Origin of the sequence: Achromobacter sp. DH1f (assembly GCF_000633435.1) — a bacterium.
GTDB classification, from domain to species: domain Bacteria; phylum Pseudomonadota; class Gammaproteobacteria; order Burkholderiales; family Burkholderiaceae_B; genus Achromobacter; species Achromobacter deleyi.
Map to the genome: position 1 here is coordinate 1 of NZ_AYMF01000079.1, position 1,710 is coordinate 1,710.

A 1,710-nucleotide genomic window follows, 5' to 3' on the forward strand; every position below is an offset into this window, starting at 1 on the left:
CAAGCCGCCAACGCGCCGGGCGTCTTAAGAACCTACGTCCGCCGCAAACACCCCACCCACCCTAAAGTTCAACCTGCATCCCCATCTCAACCACCCGATTCGCAGGAATCTTGAAGAACTTGGTACTACGCGTAGAGTTCCGAGCCATGAACGAAAACACCGCCCGCCGCCACCGCCACAAAGCCGGCTTGCGAGCCGCCACCACCGTCTGCCGCGACAGGAAATAAGACGTGCGCATCGGCTCCAGATCCAGCTCCGGATATGCCTCCGCCACCAGGCGCAGCGCCTCCGGCACATCCGGATCTTCCTTGAACCCGTAATTGATCGTCGCCGCCCAGCTCGACGCGCTCAGCTTGTGCACCGTAAAGCGCTCTTCCGGCGAAATGTACGGCACGTCCGCCACCAGAATCGTCAGGAACAGCACATGGTCGTGCAGCACCTTGTTGTGCTTCAGGTTGTGCAGCAAGGCCGGCGGCACATTCCCCGAATTCATCGTCATGAAAATCGCCGTGCCCGGCACCCGCGACGGCGGGTATTCCTCGAGCTGCTCCATGAATTCCTTGAGCGGCTGGCGATCGCGCTGCTGCATCTCCGACAGCAGCCGGCGCCCGCGCCGCCACGTCATCATCAGCGTGAACACAACGATCGCCACCACCAGCGGCAGCCAGCCGCCTTCGTGGATCTTGAACACGTTGGCCGAAAACAGCAGCACGTCAAACAGCAGCAGCAAGCCCAGCACCACGAACCACAGCATCCGCTTGGCCCCCGTCGTGCCGCGTGGCAGCACCGCGAACGCCAGCACCGACGTCGTCAGCATCGTGCCCGTCACCGCAAAGCCGTAGGCCGCTGCCAGGTTGTCCGAATTGCGGAACAGCAGCACCAGCACCAGCACCGCGCACAGCAGCAGCGCATTGACCTGCGGCAGGTAGATCTGGCCCTTCTCGATTGCCGACGTATGCAGAATCTGCATGCGCGGCCAGAAGCCCAGTTGCACCGCCTGGCGCGTCACCGAATACGCGCCCGAAATCACCGCCTGCGACGCCACGATCGTCGCCACCGTCGCCAGCGCCACCAAGGGCGCCAGGCCCCATTCCGGCGCCATCATGAAGAACGGATTGCGGATGGCGCTCGGGTCGCGAAGCAACAGCGCCCCCTGGCCGAAATAACACAGCGTCAGCGCCGGCAGCACCATGCTGAACCAGGCGCTGCGGATCGCCGGACGGCCGAAGTGGCCCATGTCCGCATACAGCGCCTCGGCGCCGGTCAGCGCCAGCACCACCGCGCCCAGCAGCACGAAGCTGATCCACGGAAACTCGACAATGAAGCGCAGCCCCCACATCGGGTTCAGCGCCGCCAGCACCTCCGGCGTCTGCCAGATCTGCCAGCCGCCCAGGGCCGCCAGCGTGCCGAACCACAGCAGCATCACCGGCCCGAACAGCTTGCCCATCGCCCCCGTGCCATGCGACTGGATCGCGAACAGCGCCACCAGCACCACCAGCGCCAGCGGCACCACCCACGCATCCAGCGTGTGCGACACGATGCTGATCCCCTCCAGCGCCGACAGCACCGAAATCGCAGGGGTGATCATGCTGTCGCCATAGAACAGCGCGGCGCCGAAAATGCCCAGCACGATCAGCACCCAGCGCAGCTTGCCATCGCGATTGCGCACCGCCAGTTCCAGCAGCGCCAGCGTGCCGCCTTCGCCGCGGT

The 1,710-nt window shown here is 65.0% G+C and carries 1 protein-coding gene; it reads right to left on the reverse strand.

All coding sequences use genetic code 11. The features are described 5' to 3' along the window. Positions 1 to 61: 61 nt before the first annotated feature. The coding region (locus U858_RS0132980) for a potassium transporter Kup (RefSeq protein ID WP_025141340.1) at positions 62 to 1,710 on the reverse strand (1,649 nt) is incomplete at its 5' end.